This is a genomic window from Rhizobium sp. CIAT894 (assembly GCF_000172795.2).
Lineage (GTDB): Bacteria > Pseudomonadota > Alphaproteobacteria > Rhizobiales > Rhizobiaceae > Rhizobium.
Window position 1 is genome coordinate 1089741 of the sequence record NZ_CP020947.1, and the last position, 19808, is coordinate 1109548.

Below are 19808 nucleotides of genomic sequence, written 5' to 3' on the forward strand. Positions count from 1 at the left end.
GTTCTGCCAAACCCGGCCGGCACACGATCTTGCGCAGGTGACCGGGCTTCAGTTCGCCAGGTAGTTGCGAAGAAAGGCGTGAACGCTGCGGATCGATTTTTCCGCGGCGTCGGGATTGTATTTTTCGATATGACCCAGCACCCTTCGTCCCACCTTGAATTCCGGGGCATCGAAATCGTGGTAGGTGCCCTTGTAGATATCGAGCTCGATCGGCGGGCCGTTGTCGCTCAGGCGGGCAAGCCGCTTGCGGCAATGTTCAGCCGGGCTCCAATTGTCTCGATCGCCGGTCATGATCAGGGTTGGCACCGTCGCATCGCCCTGATTTGCGTCGCAGGCGGGGTAATAGGCGACCGCCGCCCTGAATTTGCGCTCCATCAGCTGTTCGTTGCCTTCGATTTTCGTGGCGTCGAGCGTCACCGTGCCGCCGGCCGAAAAGCCCATCAGCGCGACGCGCCCGATATCGACAAAGCCTTGTTTCGATAGGAAATTCAAAGCGCCATAGGCGTCGAAGACGCGATCGGGGAGAGGGCTTTGACACGTGTCCTGAATGTTGCGGGTGGTGAAGCTGTCGACCACCAGCACGGCGTAACCCCATCGGACCAGCCGCTGCGGCCAGAGGCCTTTGACGCTCAAACGCAGGCCGTCGCAGCCATGCAGAATGACGACGGCCGGGAAGGGGCCGTCACCCTGCGGGCGGGATAAATAGCCGAGCAATGGCGTGCCCGACGGTTGGGAGAGAATTTCGCCTTGTTCGGCAGCCTTGCGGATTCGAAAGGCGCTGAGCTTGACGGGCACGCTTTCGAACCGCACCAATTCGTCGGCATCGGCCGGGTTTCCCGCAAGCGTGACGCTGAGAAACGCGGCAAGGCAAAGAAAGAGTCTCGCGGCTTTCACGGAACGCCTCCACCGTTTGACCGAAGCCTGGTGATTGTACGCCGGAGCTGAAAGGCTGGCAAAGCGGGCGGGGCGGCGACCATCGCCGTGGGAGGTTCTTGATCGCTCTGCCATTGTGGATTTGCCACGGAACTCACCTCTTGCTCCGTCTTCCCAGGGCTTGCCCCTGGGATCCATGCCCGCTGCTGGTGGAGGCAAGGTGGATTCCAGGCTCAAGGCCTGGAATGACGGAGTTTCGGGGTAACGTCCGCATATCGCTGCCGGCTCGGAAATCGATCGAAGTTAGCGCTTGATCACCGCCTGGCGGATCACTTAAGACTACCGTAAATCCAAGCTGCGAAATTTGAATCCAGAGGTGATGTCGACGGTCAAGTCGGCGCCGCCCTTCGAACGCATGCGCCGTTCGCCAAGGCTTGCGAACCGGTCCGCGTCAGAGCCGCCACCGCAGATTTGCCAGGGAGCTTACCCTTTGCTCCGTCTTCCCAGGGCTTGACCCTGGGGTCCATGCCCGCTGCTGGTGGAGGCAAGGTGGATTCCACGCTCAAGGCCTGGAATGACGGAGTTTCGGGGTAATTTCCGCATATTGCTGCCGGCTCGGAAGTTAGTGCTTGATCACCCCCCGGCGGATCACTTAAGACTACCGTAAATCCAAGCTGCGAAATTTGAATCCAGAGGTGATGTCGATCGGCGCCGCCCTTCGAACGCATGCACTGTTTGCCAATGCTTGCGAACAGGGGCTTGCGAACACGGGCTTGCGGACGGTCAGCGTCCGAGCTGCCATCTCAGATTTGCCATAGCGCTCACCCCTTGCTCCGTCTTCCCAGGGCTTGACCCTGGGATCCATGCCCGCTGCTGGTGGAGGCCAAGGTGGATCCTCGGGTCAAGCCCGAGGAGGACGGAGCAAGAGTTGAGCGCTGTGGCAAATCTACTGAAGCAGCATCGTGCGGCCGCATCGGCAGCGCATCCACCATCACAAGGAGAACTGCAATGGACCCTTCGATTGCTCCGGCCTCGCGGGCCGCCGTTGTGACGCCGAATGACAGTGCCATTGTCGGGGCGCGCGCGCTCTATATCGGCACGGCGGGCGATGTGGCGATTGCGCTGCGGCGCGACGTGGATCCGGTCGTCTTCAAGAGCGTGCCGGCCGGGACGATCCTGCCGGTGCATGCGGCGATCGTGGCGCTGACCGGGACCACGGCCTCCAACATCATCGCGCTGTTCTGAGCTTCAGACGCAATCTCCATGGGCAGACCGACCAAGTTCACCCAGGCGCTGGCGGAAAAGATCTGCGAGCGGATCGCTGACCGGGAAAGCCTGCGGACGATCTGTCGGGATGAGGATATGCCGGCGAAATCGACGGTGCTCTCCTGGCTTGCCGATGAAAGCAAGGCGGCCTTTCGGGCGCGTTATGCGCTGGCCCGCGAGATCCTCGCCGACGGTTTCGTCGACGAGCTGGTCGAGATTGCCGACGACCGCAGCAATGACTGGATCGAAAAGAAGAATGCTAGCGGCGAAACCACCGGCTGGCAGGAGAACGGCGAGGCGATCAGGCGCTCGCAGCTGCGCATCGCCACGCGGCAATGGGTCGCCGAGAAGCTGAGGCCGAAGAAATACGGCGCCAAGGCCGAGCCCGAACAGGGCGTCACCGGCGAAGTCTCGCAATTGCTGGAAGATATCAATGGCAAAACCCGCGGACTTCCAAACGGCGGTTGACCAGTTTTCCGACTGGCGCTGGCGGCTGAACAATCTCTACTGGATCACCGACAAATCAGGCCGGCGCGTCAGGTTCGAAATGAACGTGATGCAGACGACCTTCTTCGAGCAGATGCATTATCTGAACGTGCTTTTGAAGGCCCGCCAGCTCGGTCTCACCACCTTCATCCAGATCTTCATGCTCGATGCCTGCGTCTTCAACCGGGATATCAGGGCGGGCACCATCGCCCATACGCTCGGCGACGTGCAGACGATCTTTCGGGACAAGATCAAATACCCCTATGACAATCTGCCCGAAGGCATTCGCAATGCCGTGCCCGTCGTCAGGACCAACCAGACCGAACTGCTGCTCGCCAACAATTCGAGCATCCGGGTCGGCACCTCGCTGCGGTCGGGAACGCTGCAATATCTGCATATTTCCGAATATGGAAAGCTCTGCGCCAAATATCCCGAGAAGGCGAGGGAAGTCCGCACCGGCGCTCTGAATACGGTGCAGGCCGGCCAGCTGGTCTTCGTCGAAAGCACGGCGGAGGGCCAGGAAGGGCATTTCTATTCGCTCTGCGAGGACGGCCAGGTCAAGCAGCGCCAGGCGGCGAAGCTGACCGAACTGGACTTCAAGTTTCATTTCTTCCCCTGGTGGAAGGAGCCGCAATATTCGATCGCGGCCGATGGCGTCATCCTCAGCGATGCTTTCGTCAAATATTTCCGCCAGCTCGGCGAACAGGGGATCACGCTGACCGACGGGCAGAAGGCCTGGTACGTCAAGAAGGCCGAAACCCAGCTCGGCGACATGAAGCGCGAATATCCCTCGACGCCCGCCGAAGCCTTCGAGGCGAGCGTCGAGGGCGCCTATTACGCCGATCAGATGGCGGTGGCCGACGCCGAGGAACGCATCGGGGTTTTCCCGCATGTCGATGGTTATCCGGTTCATACCATCTCCGATATCGGCATGGACGACACCAACAGCGTCTGGCTGTTCCAGGTGCTGCCCGGCCGGGTGCGGATGATCGGTTATTTCGAGCATACCGGCACCGGCATGGACGGCATGCTCGATGAGCTGGCACGGCGCAGTACCGAGCACGGCTATGTCTACGGCGTGCACAACATGCCGCATGACATCAAGGTCAGGGAATGGACGCGCGGCGGCATGACCCGCATCGAGATCATGCTGAGAGAGGTCAGGGCGCGCGGTCTCGGCACGGTGCGCAAGGTCGAGCGCGCCTATGTCCATGACCGCATCAACGGCACGCGGCGCATTCTGGCAAAGGTCGAGTTCGACCAGGCCGGCTGCATCGAGGGCATCAAGTGCCTGAGGAACTACCGCAAGGACTGGGACGAGGATCTCGGCGTCTTCCGCGACGAGCCGCTGCACAACTGGGCCTCGCACGGCGCCGACGCTTTCGGCGGCCTGGCGATCATCTTCACCGGCCTGGCGCCGGAACCCTTGAAGCCCGCACCGAAGGCGCTGGCGACCTTCCAGACGATGACATTCAACGAATTTGCCGATTCCACCCCGAGACAGAGCGAGCGTGTTTGATGGAAGATGAAGCAACGGCTCCAGAGGGCGGAGAACATTGGGATCCGGCAAAGGTCGGCGCCCACTGGCAGCAGGAACTCGAGCGCGCCCAGCGCTATTTCAAGTCCTGGCACGACCGCTGCGTCAAGATCGAGAAGATCTATCTCGACCAGCAATCGGACCAGACGAGCGCCGCCAAGCGCCGCTTTCCGATGCTCTGGGCCAATACGTCGGTGATGCAGCCGGCCGTCTATGCCCGCGTGCCGCAGCCTGTGGTCGAGCGCCGCTTCAAGGATGCCCAGCCGGTGGCGCGCATCGCCTCGGAACTGGTCGAGCGCAATCTCGCCTATACCGGCGACGAGGCCGATCTCGATTCCATCATGCGGGCGGTGCGCGACGATTTCCTGCTCTGCGCCCGCGGCACGGTGTGGCTGCGCTATGAGGCCGATTTCGAGCCGCTCGACATGGGCGTCCAGCCCTCGGACCCGGCGGTAGCCCAAGGTCCTGGCGCAGGCTTGCCCGGAGGCATCGGCGGCGAGATCGGCGCCATGGGCGGTCCTCAGCCCGAGGTGATCGCCGACGAGCGCGTGTGCATCGATTATGTCCACTGGTCCGATTTCCTGCATTCGCCGGCCCGCCGCTGGAAGGATGTCACCTGGGTGGCGCGGCGCGTGCCGATGACCGACGAGGAGATGGAGAAGCGCTTCGGCCCCGACGCGATGGCATCGCGGGCGGCGGAAGGTGCCGCCGGCAAAAAGGGCGAAAGCCAGGCCGAGCGCGCCGAAAACGAGGGCAAGACCCATATCTGGGAGATCTGGTGCAAGAGCGAGAATTATACCGTCTGGATCGCCGACGGCGCGCCGGTGGCGCTTGAGGTTTCCGAGCCGCCGCTGGAGCTGACGCATTTCTGGCCGTGCCCGCGCCCGGCCTACGGCACGATGTCGACGAGCTCGCTGATCCCGGTTCCCGATTATGTCTATTATCAGCAGCAGTGCGACGAGATCGATCTCTTGACCAAGCGCATCAACAAGCTGACCGATCAGCTCCGGCTGAAGATCTTCTATCCCTCCGGCGACGGCGCGATCTCGCCGGCGATCGAGAAAGCGATGCGGCCTGAGAACGACATGGTCATGGTGCCGATCCCGGAATGGGCGGCGTTCACCGACAAGGGCGGCTCGAAGGCGATCGTGACGCTGCCGATCGATGAGGTGCAGAAGGTGATCGTCGCCTGCATGGCGGCGCGCAAGCAGCTGATCGAGGATGTCTACCAGATCACCGGCATATCCGACATCGTGCGCGGCGACACGCAGGCGTCGGAGACGGCGACGGCGCAGCGCATCAAGAGCCAATGGGGTTCGATCCGCATCCGCGACCGCCAGGCGGAGCTCGCCCGCTTTGCCCGCGACATCATCCGCCTTGCCGGCGAAATCATCTGCGACCAGTTCCAGCCGGAAACGCTGATGCTGGTGAGCGGCATCAAGCTTCCCACCATGGCCGAGAAACAGCTGGTGCAAATGCAGATGCAGCAGATGCAGATGGCGGCGCAGCAGGCGGCCATGCGGGCGCAGCAGACCGGTCAGCCGGCCCAGTCGTCCCCAGGAATGGCGCCGCCCGAAATGCCGCCGCAGCTGCAGCAGATGATGGGGCAGCCGACGATCGACGAGGTGGTGCAGCTCCTGCGCAATGACAGCATTCGCGGCTTCCAGATCGAAATCGAAACGGATTCGACCATCGAGCCCGACGAGGACGCCGAAAAGCAGCGCCGCATGGAATTCGTCCAGATGGTCGGCGGCTTCATGCAGCAGGCCGGCGCCATGGCGCAGCAGAGCCCGATGCTGGTGCCCGTCATGGTCGAGACGCTGCTCTTTGCCGCCCGCGGCTTCCGGGCCGGCCGTCAGCTGGAAAGCACGCTGGAGCAGGTGGGCGCTCAGCTCTCGCAGGCCGCCAGCGCCCCGAAACCGGAGCCGCAGCCTGCGCCCGGCGAGATGATCAAGCTGAAGACCGCTCAGGTGAAGGCCGGCGCCGAACAGCGCAAGGCCGAGCTTGGCGTGGCGCAAGCCGAGATCGAGCACCGCGCCACGGTGGAAAAGGCGCGCGGCGAGATGGCGGCGCAGGCGATCGATCAGATGCGCTCTGCGCAATCCCTCTACCAATAAGCAGCGGGGAGCAAAACATGAGAGAACGCTATTGCCGCGTCTGCGGCGGCTGGCACGCACTCGACCAATGGCCGCACAGTTGCATGCCGGCGCGAAATGCGGCGCAGTCCGATCTGCCGGCACCGCATTTCGTCAGCGACAGCATCGATATCCGGTCGATGCATGACGGCCGGCACTACACCTCGAAAGCCAAGTTGCGTTCCGAGTACCGCGCGGCCGGCGTGGAAGAAATCGGCAATGAGAAACCCCGGCCGATCGAAAAACCGACGACGGATCGCAACGAGATCCGCAAGGAGCTGCGGCGGGTCTACGCCGAATACAACGCCTGACGCATGTTGCCCGGAAGTGTGCAGCGGTTCCGGGATTACGACATGCACAAAGGCTTAACCGGGCATCAATCCCCGACATAGGAAATTTCCCAATGGATATGGAAGACCTCAACGAGGCCGGCAACGGCAGCGAAGATTTCGGTGCGTTCGACGACAAGCCCGTCAGCATCCGCGACAGCCTGAAGGCGGCGATCGATACCGTCGAAGGCACTGGACCGGGCGATATATCAGGCCAGTCACGCGACGGCGAAAATGGCCGCTTCCTGGCCAAGGGCCAGGAGCAAGCCGGCGCCCAGCAGATGCTGCAGGCTGAGAGTCGCGGGCAGGGCGCCGAACAGTCTGCCGCCGGCAGCAGCCGGGTGCCGCCCGGCTGGTCGGCGGAAGCCAAGGCGCAGTTCACCAGCCTTCCCGGCGAAGTGCAGGCGGCGATCGCCAAGCGCGAACAGGAGGTCGATAACGGCTTCCGCGTGCTGCAGGATTACAGGGGCCTCGAGGAGTTCACGCCGCTGATCCGCCAGGCCGGCATGACCCATGCCGATGTCATGCGCCGGGCGATCGACTGGGAAAAGGCGCTGATCCGCGATCCCGTCAACACCGTTCTTCACGTCGCCAAGGTGGCCGGGGTCAATCTTCACGCCCTCGTCAACGGTCAGACGGGGGAGGCCCTGCAGCGCAATGCGCAGCAGGTACAGCCACAGCCTCGATCCATCAATGTCGAGGCCACGGTCGAACATGTTCTGCGGAAAAGGGACACCGAAACTCAAGTCGATGCCTTCCTTTCCGACCCGGCAAACGCGCATGCCGAAGATGTGCTTGACGATATGGTCGCCCTTATCAACGCCGGGCGGGCATCATCGCTTCAGGACGCCTACGACGCCGCATGCTGGATGCGCCCGGACATTCGCCGCCAGTTGATCAGCCAGACTGCGCAGCCCGTCCGAGACCACCAAGCCCAGAGGGCCGCAGCGGCAGATCAAGCCCGCCGCGCCTCGCGATCCATCTCTGGTTCTTCCGCACCGGGCCCGACCCGCGATGCGGCAAGGGGCCAGCCCACCTCCATCCGCGACTCGCTGCGCGACGCCATGCGTTTTTCGCGCGGCCAAGTCTGATCAAAGGCCAATTCTGATCAAAGGCCAAGTCTGATTAAAGGAACGATCGATGCCCATCTCGCCCAATCTCTCTGAAATCGTCACCACGACGCTGCGCAACCGCAGCGGCACGGTCGCCGACGACGTGACGAAGAACAACGGTCTTCTCACCCGTCTGAACAGCCGCGGCCGCAAGAAGCCGATCTCCGGCGGCCGCACCATCGTCCAGGAACTGCAATATCAAGAGAATGGCAGCTTCAAGCGCTATTCCGGCTACGATATCCTGAACGTCCAGCCCTCCGACGTCATCACCGCCGCCGAATACGATCTCAAGCAGGCCGCGGTCGCCGTCTCCATGTCCGGCCTCGAACAGCTGCAGAATTCCGGCGAGGATGCGATCCTCGACCTGCTCGAGCAGCGCATCGAGAATGCCGAAACGACGCTGAAGAACAACATCGCGCTCGACTGCTATTCCGACGGCACGGCCGATGGCGGCCGGCAGATCGGCGGCCTGCAGCTGCTGATCTCGACCTCGCCGACTTCGGGCACCGTCGGCGGCATTTCGCGCGCCACCTGGGGTTTCTGGCGCAACCAGAAATTCTCGGCCTCGGCCGATGGTGGTGCGGCCGCCACCAATGCCAACATCCAGAGCTACATGAACCGGCTCTATATGTCCTGCGTGCGCGGCTCCGACGCCCCCGATCTCGTCGTTGCCGACAACAACTTCTTCCGCCTCTACTGGGAATCGCTGCAGGCGATCCAGCGCATCACCTCGGCCGACAAGGGCATGGCCGGCTTCCAGTCGCTGCAATATATGGGCGCCGACGTGATCTTCGACGGCGGCTTCGGCGGCGGTGCGCCTCTGAACCAGATGTTCTTCCTCAACACCAAGTACCTGTTCTACCGCCCGCATCGCGACCGCGACATGGCGCCGATCGGTGACGAGCGCATGAACACCAACCAGGATGCCTTCGTCCAGCTGATGGGCTTTGCCGGCAACCTCACCATGAACAACGCCTTCCTGCAGGGCGTGCTGTTCGCCTGATCGTCCACGAAAGGAACAAAGCAAATGTCGGTCGCTACAATCCAGTCCGATCGTCTTGGCGCGAACCCGTTCGTCGTCGAAGGCCCGATCGTTTCCGGCTCCGGTATTCCCGGACCGAACTTCGCCCTCGGTGCTATCGCCGGCGGCGATCGTGAATCCGAATGGGTCTATTGCCAGCTGGTGCTCGCCTCGCAGACGACCCTTCAGCCCGGCCAGTGGTTCCAGTGGACCCGGGATTATGTCGCCTCGCTGCTGACGACGGCGGCGGCCGTCGTCGGCCAGCGCTGCGGCGTCTTTTCCGGGGCCGCCCAGCCGCCGACGCTGACCGGCGGCCCGGTCGGTGCCGTCACCCTTGCCGCCGGCACCTATTACATCTGGCTGCAGCGCAACGGCCAGGCGCCGTCGCAGGTGGCGACCGCAACGGCGGCCCTCGTCGTTGCCGAAACCACCGCCACCGCAGGCCAGGCAAGCGCCCCGGCCTCGGCGACGACGACCACCAAGGCGATCGCCAACGTCAACTTTGCGGCCGCCAACCAGACGTTCACCGCAACCACCGTCAACGGCTCCAACCTGCTGACCAGCCTTTCCGGCCTCAATGCCGGTTCCGGCCCGTTCATCGGTGCGGCGGTTGCCGGCACGGGTATATCAGGCGGCACGACGATCTCGGGCATCACCTACAACCCGAACGGCGTCGTCCAGAGCATCACGCTCTCGGCCAATGCCACCGCCAACGGCACTGCTATCACCATTACCGCGACCGGCGTGCTGGAGGCGACTTTGATGCGGCCGTTTCTGTCGAAGGTGAACTAAGCAATCGGCGGGCGTTTCGGCGCCCGCCATGGCTAGTTTCAACGCTGCACACTTCTCTTCCGTCATGCTCGGGCTTGTCCCGGGCATCTGCTGCCGGTCGATACGTAGCAGATCCTCGGCACAAGGCCTGGGATGACGAGAGGAGATGTTTCCCCCGCCCATTCCTCATCTCCCCGCCATCAACAGCGAGCAACCATCATGCCCGACAACACCGGAATCTATGCCTCCTTCAGCCTCGAACCGGTCGAACAGACCTTTCTGACCGAGAAGGAAGGCCGGCCGATTTTTGCCGACAAGGAATTCGTCCGCATCTTCATCGCCGGCGACAAGCACACCGAAGTCTACCGCGAGGTGACCGACAACGACAAGCAGCGCTTTGCCGACGCCTATAAGCGCTTCAAGGAAGGGGCCGAGGCCCGCGAGCAGCTGACCGGCACGCCGCTTTCGCAATGGCCTTATCTCAAGCCCAGCCAGATCAAGGAGATGGAGGCGGTGAATATCTATACCGTCGAGCAGCTCGCCGCCCTTTCCGACACCGCCAAGCAGAAGATCGGCATGGGCGCCACCGAGCTTGTCGCCGCCGCCCGGGCCTATCTGGCAACCGCCGAGAACTCCAGCGCGGCGTCTGCCTTTGCCGCCGAAAACGAGCGGCTGAAGGGCGAAGTCACCCGCCTGCAGGAGCAGATGCGGGAGATGGCCTTGCGCTTTGAGGCGCTCGAAAAGGAAGGCGAGGGCGGCAAGGGGCGCGGCCGGCAAGCGGGCTGAGGAAGCGCTGACGCAAGCGGCCCCCTTGTATCTGCACGTTAGTAATTTCGTGCGATGGAAGCGATTGAGCCTCTGGCCGGGTGGCCACCCGGCCAGAGGCGTGACGAAGTCGCCCGCACCCCCTCCGGTTACAACCGTGGATGAGCCTGGGATCTTCGTCATCGTCACGTACGACCGAATAGTCGCTTGGCTTCAACCGCACGCACAAGGCAGGTTACCGTGAACAGAGTTATATGTGGAGTGGATGTTTCGAAAGACTGGCTGGATGCGCATATCCGCCCATCCGGGACGTTTAAGCGTTTCGGCAACGATGCGGCCGGCATCGGCGCGCTTGCTGGGCTCTGCCGGGCCGAGAATGTCGAACTCGTCGTCATGGAGGCGTCGGGCGGTTACGAGCGGCAGGCCTTCCTGCTGTTGTGGGAGTTTGGGATCGCCTGCGCGCTTGCCAATCCGCGCCATGTGCGCCGCTTTGCCGAGGCCATGGGCTTTCTGGAAAAGACCGACCGCATCGACGCGGCGATGATCGCCCATTACGCCGAGACCAAGCGGCTGTCTGCCCTGTCGCCGCCGAAAGCCGCGCAGTTGCGCCTGTCGGCGCTGATGACGCGGCTGTCCCAAGTCACGCGAGACCTGATCGTTCAAAAGCAGCGCCGCAGTGCGGCCGGCGATGGGGCGATCGTGGAAAGCCTCGACGAGGTGATTGCGCTTTTGATGCGCCAGGGCAGCAGGCTGGAAGGCGAGATTGCCTCAATGATCGATGACGATCCGCTCTGGGCCTGCCTCAATCGGGCCTTTCGCTCGGTCAAGGGTGTGGCCGACCGCACCGTTGCCCGGCTGATGGGCGAATTGCCCGAAATCGGCCGGATCTCCAACAAGGCGATCGTCAAGCTGGCCGGCCTGGCGCCGATTGCCAACGACAGCGGCAAACGCAGCGGTCCCCGGCCGGTGCGCGGCGGACGCTCCGGACCGCGCGGCATCCTGTTCCTGGTCGCCGCCGTCGCGGCCAGACACGATCCGCATCTGGCTGCCTTCAGGCAAAGGTTGCAGAGCGCAGGCAAGCCGAAGATGGTCGTCCGTATTGCTCTCGCCCGAAAACTCCTGGTCATTCTCAATGCAAAAGCACGAGATGCGCGAAGAGAATTCGAACATGCAACTTGACAACCCAGATAGTCGCTCATCCGCCCTACGGGCACCTTCTCCCCGCGGGGGAGAAGAGGGAATCGAGACCTCGCGGCATAACCCCTTCGCCCCAACGGGGAGAAGGTGCCGGCAGGCGGATGAGGGGGCTGCACGGCACAACCTTCAAGCAAATTCACCCACGCCAACCGCCCTGAACCGGAGATCCGCGCATGTCGCTCTTGACCATCATTCAGAACGTCTGCGCGGAGATCGACCTCGATCCGCCGACGGCTGTCATGTCCTCGGCGGATCCGCAGATCATGCAGCTGCGCATCCTCTCCACCCGCGCCGGCCGCGATCTGATGCGCGAGCATGACTGGTCGGCGCTGCTGGTCGACAGGCAGTTCACCGCGACGGGTGTCAACCCCGAGCCGGCCGAGCCGCCCGCCGATTGGGACCGCTTCGCCGCCAATGCGAAGATCTGGAACGCCGCGCGTCTCTGGCAGCTGAACGGCCCTGTGGAGCCGCAGACCTGGCAGCGCCAGACGATCCTGAACGCAAACCCGGTGCCGCAGATCTGGCGCATGGCCGGCGGCAAGCTCGACATTTACCCGAACGCCGCGGGCGAGACGATCAGATACGAATATATCTCCGGCTTCTGGGTGGCGGTGAATGGCGGGTCGAGTTTTGCCGGCAATTGGGCCAACGACACCGATACCGCCCGTTTCCCCGAAGATCTTCTCGAACTCTCGCTGATCTGGCGCTGGAAGCGGGCCAAGGGCCTCGATTACGGCGAGGAGATCGCCAGCTTCGAGCGATCCAAGGAAGCGGCGATCGGCGCCGATCGGGCGGCAAGCCCTGTCGACCTCTCGCTGTCGGCGAGGGGTGAGGCGCGCGAGAATTATTGGCCCGGCACGATCACGGTGGCAAATCCATGACCCGCAGACCTGTCCCTCCGAATGGGCGCACCGGCCGCGTTTCGCCGGGCAAAGACTGGATCGCGCCGATCGGCGGCTGGCGAACCGATGTCGAGATGGCGGATATGCCTGCGGATGCGGCGTTTCAGCTCGACAATTTCTTTCCCGAGGCCAATCGCGTCCGCGCCCGCTACGGTTTCCTCGCCTTCTCAACCGGCCTTGGCGGCGACGTGCAGACGGTCATCCCCTATTCGGGCGTCAGCAACAGGCTGTTTGCCGCCGCCGGCGACAAGATCTTCGACGTGACGGTCGGCGGGGCCGCCGGTGCGCCGGTCGTTTCCGGCCTCTCCAGCGCCCACTGGTCGGTGCAGCAATATACCAACCCGGCCGGCCAGGAATTCCTGCGCCTGGTCAACGGCCTCGACACGCCGCTGCTCTTCAACGGCACCTCCTGGACGAACAATTTTCTCACCGGCACCGCAACGCTCGCCACCCAGAACGTCGCCGTCCGCAACACAGCCTATACGCTGAGCTTTTTCGGCACCGGCTCGGTCGCGCTTTCCGGCGCCTTCACCGGCACGCTGAACGGCACCGGCGTCAACAACCGGGTGTCGCTCACCTTCACGCCGGCGGCCGGCACGCTCACCGTCACCGTGACGGGGTCGGTCACCAATGCGCAGCTGGAAAAAGCGTCGGCCGCCACACCCTACGTCGCCTCGACGATGATATCAGGTATATCCGATGCCTCGCTGCTGATCGCGGTGACGGCCTATCGCTCGCGCCTGTGGTTCATCGAGAAGAACTCGACCAATGTCTGGTATCTCGCCACCGATGCCGTCAGCGGCGCGGCAACGGTTCTGCCGGTCGGCGGCAATATGAAATATGGCGGCACGCTGGTTGCGATCAACGTCTGGACGATACCGGTCTCGACCGGCCTGCAGCAGTGCCTGGTGCTGATCTCCTCGGAAGGCGAGGTGATCGTCTTCCAGGGCTCCGATCCCTCGAATGCGGCCAATTGGAGCCTCATCGGCACCTTCAAGCTCGGCCGGCCGCTTGGGCTCGATCGCTGCCTGCTGTCGGTCGGCGCCGATCTCGCCATCATGACGACCGACGGCATCGTGCCGATCACCAAGGCGGTGCAGCTCGATCGCGGCGCCACCAGCCTGGGCGCGATCACCGCCAGGATCGGCCCGACATGGCGCGAGACGGTGGCCGCCACCGGCACGACCTCTGGGGAGTGGCAGCTTTCGAGCTTCCCGGCCAGGCAGATGGCGATTGTCAACCTGCCGTCGTCGTTCGGTCCTTATCAATATGTGATGAACACCGAGACCGGAGCCTGGTGCCGCTTCGTCGGCATGCCGGCCTCCTGCTGGGCGAGCTGGCAGGACCGGCTGTTCTTCGGGGCGGCCGACGGCACGGTCTACGAGGCCGAGGTCGGCGCCAACGACAATGGCGTGGCGATCGACGCGCTGATGGTCGGTGCCTGGAGCCGCTATGGCGACGGGCTCTCGACCAAGCTCTCGAAGCTGATCGGCGTGACGGCGCAGATCGGCGTGTCCACGGTGATGTATGCCGGCATCTCCGTCGACTACCAGACGAAGATCCCGACAGCGCTTCTCTCCTCGGTCGAAAACAATGCGGCGGCGAAATGGGGAACGGCGATCTGGGGCGTGTCGAAATTCCCCGGCATTTCGCTGGTGCGCAAATTCGCCTCCGCCGGCGGGGCGGGGTCGGCGCTGGCGCCGACGATCCGTGCGCTGATCTCCGGCTCCTCAGGCTCCGTCTCCGAGGCCGCCGTCGTCGGCGGCTCGGTGCTTTACGAAAAGGGCGCGCCGATTTGATCGTCTGCCAACCCAGTGAGGAGATCGCCGCCTGGGTGGGCGGCAGGATCGGCGTCGCCTTCCACCCGCCTTACACCACGCTTGCCCATATCGACCGCGGCCGGATCATCGCCGGCTTCGTCTTCAACGTCTGGACCGAACATGACGTCGAGGTTTCACTCGCCGCCGACCGGCTGTCGCTGACGCTGATGCGATCGGTCTTTGCCTATGTTGTGCATCAGCTCGGCTGCCGCCGCGCAACCGCCAGGACACGGGCCGACAATATCGACGCCCAGACGATGCTCACAAGGCTCGGCGCCCGTCTGGAAGGCCGCCAGCAGGCCTATTTCGGCGACTGCGACGGCCTGCTTTACGCAATCATGAAGGAGGATTTTCCCTATGGTCTCCACGCCGAAGGCCCCGAAGGCGCCTGATCCGACCCAGACCGCAGCGGCGCAGACGGCCACCAACGTCGACACCGCCATCGCCAATGCGGGACTGAGCCACACCAACCAGTACACGCCGGATGGTTCGCTGGAATACAAGAGCAGCGGCTACCAGACGATGAAAGACCAGACCGGCAAGACCTATCAGCTGCCGACCTATTCCGCCTATCAGACCTATTCGCCCGAAAACCAGGCGATCTACGACCAGACGCAGCAGACCCAGCTCGGCCTCGCCAGGCTCGCCAACGACCAGACCGGCAAGATTTCCGGTATCCTCGGCACCAATGTCGATCTGAGCGCCGGCAATGTCGACAAATATGTCAACGATCACTGGCAGTCCGGCTTCAACAATCAGTGGGATCGCGATCAGGCGAGCCTCGACCAGAGCCTGGCCGACAAGGGCATCTCGATGGGCTCGGCGGCTTACGACAACGCCATGCGCGATTTCTCCACCCGCAAGCAGGCCGCCTCCGACCAGTATCTCGGCGACATGTATTCGAATGCCCAGAATTCAATCGTGACCGAGCGCAACCAGCCGCTGAACGAAATTTCGGCGCTGATGTCGGGCTCGCAGGTGCACCAGCCGAGCTATGTCAATTCGCCGACAACGCAGCTGCCGAATGTCGACCAGGCGGGGCTGATCAACGAGAACTTCAACCAGAAAATGGGCCTCTACGATCGCCAAGTCTCCCAGTCCAACGCCGCGATGGGCGGCCTCTTCGGCCTCGGTGGCTCGTTGCTCGGCGGCTGGGCAAAATCCGACCGGCGGCTGAAGGAAGACATCAGACGGGTCGGCAGCCTGGATAACGGCCTGCCGGTCTACGCATTCCGCTACAAGGACGGCGGCCCGATGCAGCTCGGCCTGATGTCCGACGATGTGCGCAAGACCCATCCGGACGCGGTGTTCGAGCATGCCGACGGCTTCGACCGCGTCTTCTACGAAAGGGCAGTGGCATGATTCCAACGATCTTCGCCGGCAATACCGGCAGGACACAGGGCGACATCGACGACAAGCGCAAGCAACTGGCCTACGCCATGCTGCAGCAGGGCATGGATACGAGCCCGGTGCAATCTCCATGGCAGGGAGCTGCGCGGTTGGCGCAGGCGCTGATGGGTGGTCTGGAAATTAGGCAGCAGAATGAGGCGCAGCGGGCAGGGACTGCCGAGGCCCCCACCGCGCCGACGAGCACGCCTTCCACTCCGTTGGCGAAGTTTCCCGGCTTCCTCTCATCGCTGTTTAGCGGCCAGCGCAATGTTCCATGAATAGCGCGCGGACTTGGCTGTCCAGAGTTAAGTCAGCGCTCTGAGGCCGGAGCCCTTGAGCCGCTTTCGCCCAACCTGCCCGTCCGCGGTTGAAGTAGACGTCAACAAGCGGCCGTCCGGAAAACCTTACATCGATCCCCAAATCCCCAGGAGCCTTTGATGTCAAACTTTAAAGAAGCCCCGGCATTGAAGAAAATGCCCCGCCTTGGGGCCGCCCCCAATACGGGGCAATCCGGCGAGCAGACAGGACAGAAGCGCGAGCATAACCCGCTCGAGAAACTGATCACTGGCGAGCTGCAGACGCCTGAAGAGCCTTCGATCGTTGGCGATGTGGCGAAGAGCTTCGGCAGTGGCATTGCCCGTGGTGGTGTCGAGCTCGTCATGTTCCCGGTGACCGCAAAACGTCTCTTGGAGCAGGGCACGGAATACGTCTACAACCAAGGTATCGATCTCGGTCGATCCGCCCTCGGCATGCCGCCGGTGAGTGACGAATGGAAAGCCAAAGTCCAGCAAGCTAAGGACATGAACTGGCTTGATTTGGATAAAGCCATCTATAGCGGCCAAGACTATGTTCGTGGGGCGATGGATGACAATCTATATGCGCCAAAGACACTCCCCGGAAAATATGCGGAAACGGTTGGCGAGTTCGTTCCGGGCGCGCTTACTGGTGGATCCAGCAATTTGCTGACGAACATCGGCAAATTCGCCGTGATCCCTGGAGTTGCCAGCGAAGCTGCAGGGCAGTTCACCAAAGACACGAAATTGGAGCCATATGCTCGCCTCGTCGGCGCGCTTCTCGGCTCCGGTATTGTTCCAGCTGGAGAACGTTTAATTACGCCGCTACCGGTCTCCGCCGAGCGACAGATGATGAATCAGACGCTGAAAAACGAAGGGATTGATGCTGTGTCGGGGGGGCAGGCGTCCGGCAGTGTCGCCTTACGCAACGCCGAAGGCGACCTTGGCGGAGCAGCGGCGCAAGAATTGAACAGACAGCAGGGCGACCAATTCACCCGCGCGGCACTTGCTCGTGCAGGCATCGACGCCAACCGCGCCACGCCTGAGGTTATGGTTGAGGCACGGACGCGCATCGGCGATGGTTTGGATATGCTGGCCGTCAATCACAGCCTGATCCCGGATCAGCAACTCGTCGACGACATCACGACTGCTATGGGCGGCTACAATAGTGTTACGGGGGAAGGGGCGCGTGCGCCGCTCCTCAAGAATTCGGTAGTTGATATTGCACGTCTGGCGAACGGTGAGACCTACAAAGCGGTCCGCTCTCGACTTGAAGACGCACAAGCGCGTAGCTGGAACGATCCGAATCTTTCGGAAGCATTGTCCAGCATACGCAACGCAATGGATGACGCCATGGAGCGATCGATCGCGGTGCAGAATCCGAATAGCTTGAGCGGGTGGCAGGAGGCAAAGCGTCAATACCGCAATTTTCTGGATCTGGAAAGGGCCGTCGCCGCTGCGGGCGAGGATGCTCGGAAAGGCATCATCTCTCCATCGCACTTGCAGAGCGCCACGAGACCGCAGAACCCTCGCGCGCTCGCCCAAGAGGATGGGGATTTCACCGCCCTGGTAAAGGCAGGGGAAGAAATCCTCAAACCGCATTCCAGTTCCGGTGGCTCACCGGTGCGCAGTTTTATCCAAAAAGGCATTACGGCTCTTGTTAGCGCCGGCGCGGGCGCTAAGTTGGCTGGCGGTCATGGAGCAATGCTCGGCGCCATAGCCGGCGGCGCTGTCCCCTATGCGGCCGGAAGAATTCTTTTATCTTCCCCGGTTCGCGCCTACCTCCAGAACCAACTGATCCAGCCCACACGTCTAACTAACCCGCGGGTCGCTGCGCTTGCTCAAGCCCTTCTTTCGCAGCAAGCCGCTCAAGGGCAGCAACAACCAAATCGGTAGCGTAACACGCCAGCAGTCGTTTCTTCCGGAGAAGACCAATGCCCAGAAACCCATCAACCGGCGTCTATTCCAAACCCGCCGGAACGACACCCTCCGTCGGCCAGGTCATCGACCCGGCGCCGTGGAACGCGCTGACCACCGATCTTGGCAACGAAATCACCAATTCGCTGCCGCGCGATGGCTCGGCGCCGATGATCGCACCGCTCAAGGCTGCCGGCGGAACCGTGTCCGCGCCGGGCGTCGGCTTCGCCTCGACCCCGCAGACCGGCCTCTATCTGAAGGGCGGCGGCCTGCTGGGCTTTGCCCAGAACGGCGTCGACGTCTCGTTCGATCACGCTTTGGTCTATGCGGCCAAGTCGGGCGATTACACAGCACTTGCATCCGACGACAACGCGGTTCACCGCTTTACCGCGGCCGCGACGCTCACCCTGAGCGCAGCGGCAACGCTCGGCGCAAACTGGCACTATTGCGTCATCGCCGATGGCGGGGATGTGACGATCGATCCGAACGGTTCGGAGACGATCGACGGTGCGGCTACGCTCGTCCTCAAGGACGGCTATAGCGTCAACATCATATGCTCCGGTGCGGCTTTGTTCACCAACAAGCTCTTCGCCAGGATCCAGAGTAAAGCCGACAGCGCGGCGGTCGGCGATTTCGTCGTCGGGCTCATCCTTTCCAACAACGGCGGCAGCCCGAACACCCATATCGATTTCACCGCCGGCTCTGCCAGATCAGGGTCGAGTTTCGTTTCCAGCGCGGCGTCGTTCACCAAAAGGGTGACGGGAACATTTGCGGCCGGAACAGGCGCAGGCGGCCTCGACGCCGGCGCGGTGGCGGCAAATGCGACATATTTCGCCTATGCCTTGCGCAAGGATGCGGATCTGTCTTTCGACGTTGTTCTCTCGACATCGGCAACCATCGGCGGCGTCACCACGACGCTGCTCACCGGCTATACCATCGTGAAATGCATCGGTGTGGTGCTGACCGATGGAAGTTCGAATATTCGGCCGTTTATCCTGTACCCACGTGACGAATATACCTTCGTGACGCCGGTCAAGGATGCTGTCAGTGCTGCTATCTCTACGAGTTCGGCGCTTCTGGCGCTGACAGTGCCAAATGGAGTGAAGGTCAAGACGAAGCTGCGTTTCGAACTCACGTCGTCGGCAACCACTAACGCTGCACTGTTATCCGACCCTGCACAAGGTGTGCTTGTTGCCGGCGCCGGCAGTGACGGCGCCAACGTCGGCTCTATTCAGGTAGCGAGCGGTTTCGCAGTGGGATCGCAGGAGATTTGGACAAATACAAGTCGGCAAATTCGCATGGCAGTGGGCGGCTCTACCGGCAGCATCTGGATATGGACCGATGGCTTTCATTTCCTTTGCGGAAGGAGCTCTTGAATAAGCTCCACACCTGTGTTTGACATGCCGCCATCACGCCAGGAGTAGAAATGGCACAGGTCGACAAGGCATCCTATCGTAATCGAGGCGGCTTAATCCAGCGGCTCGTCACTGCTTATAAGCGCTTCCGCCACTTCACCGCGGCCGGCGAAAATCTCGTGGTGAAGCCCAGCGCTGAGTTTCGCATGGTCGGTCATGCCGTCCTTGAGGTCGGCGATAACGTCACGATCCAAGACCAGTCGTTCTTCCAACTTACAATGCCAGAGCCCAAAGTCTTCATCGGCAATAACACCGTAATCGGCCGCCGCAACATCATCACGGCGAAAAACCGGATATCGATCGGTAATGATGTCTTGATCGGCTCTGATGTCCAGATCATCGATCACGGCCACGGCATGAGGCGCGATACGCTGATCAGGCTTCAGAAGGCCGAAATCGGCTTTGTCCAAATTGGTGATGATGTCTGGATTGGGGCAGGCGCCAAAATATTGATGAACGTCACGATCGGAACCGGTGCCGTGATCGGAGCAAATTCCGTCGTCACGTCCGATATTCCCGATTATGCGATCGCGGTGGGTTCGCCAGCGAAGGTCATCAAATATCGCACTTAACTTACATC

The 19808-nt window shown here is 62.4% G+C and carries 19 protein-coding genes; 18 read left to right on the top strand and 1 reads right to left on the bottom strand.

Annotation, left to right across the window (positions count from 1 at the left end):
• Positions 1-48: 48 nt before the first annotated feature.
• Entirely contained in the window at positions 49-894 is an 846-nt protein-coding gene (locus tag RHEC894_RS05365) for a dienelactone hydrolase family protein (protein WP_085736527.1), read from the bottom strand.
• A gap of 987 nt (positions 895-1881) precedes the next feature.
• On the opposite strand from RHEC894_RS05365, the gene RHEC894_RS05370 reads away from it, so the two are divergent.
• The 18 genes from RHEC894_RS05370 to RHEC894_RS05455 all read left to right on the top strand — a co-directional run bounded on the left by RHEC894_RS05370 (position 1882) and on the right by RHEC894_RS05455 (position 19800).
• Positions 1882-2118, top strand: coding sequence for a hypothetical protein (locus RHEC894_RS05370; RefSeq protein ID WP_085736528.1), 237 nt, complete (start codon positions 1882-1884; stop codon positions 2116-2118).
• A gap of 18 nt (positions 2119-2136) precedes the next feature.
• Positions 2137-2607 (top strand): terminase small subunit protein, encoded by a 471-nt coding sequence (locus RHEC894_RS05375; protein ID WP_085736529.1) that lies wholly within the window; start codon positions 2137-2139, stop codon positions 2605-2607.
• On the top strand, positions 2573-4144 hold the full coding sequence (locus RHEC894_RS05380) for a terminase (RefSeq protein ID WP_085736530.1): 1572 nt from the start codon (positions 2573-2575) through the stop codon (positions 4142-4144). Before RHEC894_RS05375 ends, RHEC894_RS05380 begins: the two co-directional genes overlap by 35 nt.
• A complete protein-coding gene (locus tag RHEC894_RS05385) occupies positions 4144-6279 on the top strand; it encodes a hypothetical protein (RefSeq protein ID WP_085736531.1) in 2136 nt (711 codons plus the stop codon). The genes RHEC894_RS05380 and RHEC894_RS05385 overlap by 1 nt, the downstream gene beginning before the upstream one ends.
• A 17-nt stretch (positions 6280-6296) precedes the next feature.
• Positions 6297-6608 (top strand): hypothetical protein, encoded by a 312-nt coding sequence (locus tag RHEC894_RS05390; protein ID WP_010064012.1) that lies wholly within the window; start codon positions 6297-6299, stop codon positions 6606-6608.
• 92 nt (positions 6609-6700) lie between these two features.
• Complete coding sequence (locus RHEC894_RS05395; protein ID WP_085736532.1) at positions 6701-7717, top strand: hypothetical protein; 1017 nt, start codon at positions 6701-6703, stop codon at positions 7715-7717.
• Positions 7718-7766: 49 nt separating this feature from the next.
• Positions 7767-8741 carry a phage major capsid protein gene (locus RHEC894_RS05400; RefSeq protein WP_085736533.1) on the top strand — a complete coding sequence of 325 codons (975 nt, stop codon included), beginning with the start codon at positions 7767-7769 and terminating at the stop codon, positions 8739-8741.
• A 24-nt stretch (positions 8742-8765) separates the two neighbouring features.
• Complete coding sequence (locus tag RHEC894_RS05405) at positions 8766-9551, top strand: hypothetical protein (protein WP_010067950.1); 786 nt, start codon at positions 8766-8768, stop codon at positions 9549-9551.
• A gap of 198 nt (positions 9552-9749) precedes the next feature.
• Complete coding sequence (locus RHEC894_RS05410; protein WP_085736534.1) at positions 9750-10316, top strand: hypothetical protein; 567 nt, start codon at positions 9750-9752, stop codon at positions 10314-10316.
• 219 nt (positions 10317-10535) lie between these two features.
• Positions 10536-11474, top strand: coding sequence for an IS110 family transposase (locus RHEC894_RS05415; protein WP_085735807.1), 939 nt, complete (start codon positions 10536-10538; stop codon positions 11472-11474).
• Between the two features lie 191 nt (positions 11475-11665).
• Positions 11666-12373: a hypothetical protein gene (locus RHEC894_RS05420; RefSeq protein WP_010065681.1), complete on the top strand. Its 708-nt coding sequence runs from the start codon at positions 11666-11668 to the stop codon at positions 12371-12373.
• Positions 12370-14193, top strand: coding sequence for a hypothetical protein (locus RHEC894_RS05425; RefSeq protein WP_085736535.1), 1824 nt, complete (start codon positions 12370-12372; stop codon positions 14191-14193). The genes RHEC894_RS05420 and RHEC894_RS05425 overlap by 4 nt, the downstream gene beginning before the upstream one ends.
• Positions 14190-14606 (top strand): GNAT family protein, encoded by a 417-nt coding sequence (locus RHEC894_RS05430; RefSeq protein WP_085736536.1) that lies wholly within the window; start codon positions 14190-14192, stop codon positions 14604-14606. Before RHEC894_RS05425 ends, RHEC894_RS05430 begins: the two co-directional genes overlap by 4 nt.
• Complete coding sequence (locus RHEC894_RS05435; RefSeq protein WP_085736537.1) at positions 14572-15576, top strand: tail fiber domain-containing protein; 1005 nt, start codon at positions 14572-14574, stop codon at positions 15574-15576. The genes RHEC894_RS05430 and RHEC894_RS05435 overlap by 35 nt, the downstream gene beginning before the upstream one ends.
• Complete coding sequence (locus RHEC894_RS05440) at positions 15573-15881, top strand: hypothetical protein (protein ID WP_085736538.1); 309 nt, start codon at positions 15573-15575, stop codon at positions 15879-15881. The genes RHEC894_RS05435 and RHEC894_RS05440 overlap by 4 nt, the downstream gene beginning before the upstream one ends.
• Positions 15882-16040: 159 nt before the next feature.
• On the top strand, positions 16041-17792 hold the full coding sequence (locus tag RHEC894_RS05445; protein WP_125460942.1) for a hypothetical protein: 1752 nt from the start codon (positions 16041-16043) through the stop codon (positions 17790-17792).
• A 38-nt stretch (positions 17793-17830) separates the two neighbouring features.
• Positions 17831-19189 carry a hypothetical protein gene (locus RHEC894_RS05450; RefSeq protein ID WP_085736540.1) on the top strand — a complete coding sequence of 453 codons (1359 nt, stop codon included), beginning with the start codon at positions 17831-17833 and terminating at the stop codon, positions 19187-19189.
• Positions 19190-19239: 50 nt separating this feature from the next.
• Positions 19240-19800, top strand: a complete 561-nt coding sequence (locus RHEC894_RS05455; protein ID WP_085736541.1) for an acyltransferase — start codon at positions 19240-19242, stop codon at positions 19798-19800.
• Positions 19801-19808: the final 8 nt, after the last annotated feature.